This is a genomic window from Arenibacter lacus (assembly GCF_008711145.1).
GTDB classification, from domain to species: domain Bacteria; phylum Bacteroidota; class Bacteroidia; order Flavobacteriales; family Flavobacteriaceae; genus Arenibacter; species Arenibacter amylolyticus.
In genome coordinates this window covers 1-315 of record NZ_VVIN01000288.1, presented here as the reverse complement: position 1 = coordinate 315, position 315 = coordinate 1, and the positions used below count along the sequence as shown (strand labels likewise).

Below are 315 nucleotides of genomic sequence, written 5' to 3'. Positions count from 1 at the left end.
ATTTACTACATGCCTTTCCTTTATCTACTACAAGAATAACTACAGGTCCCCGCTATCTTTGCAGTGTCCTACTTAATTAAAGGACAGAAAAAATAATCATTGATCCCTAAATCAAAAACCATGAAAAATTCAATTATCATTGCCGCCTTCGCTCTTGGAGCCTTCGTATTCGGAACTAACCAGGCCCAGGCGCAAGATCCTACTGCAACCACCACTGTAAATATTACCTTAGCAGATGTAATTAGCATCGATGCTGGAAGTGTTGCCAATGGAGGAACGGTAAACTTTGCATATAATAGCGCAGAAGATTATAAC

At 39.7% G+C, this 315-nt stretch carries 1 pseudogene; it reads left to right on the top strand.

What is annotated here, in order from left to right:
• Nucleotides 1–120: 120 nt before the first annotated feature.
• Nucleotides 121–315: pseudogene (locus F1E73_RS17520) on the top strand (peptidoglycan-binding protein LysM); the annotation flags it as partial.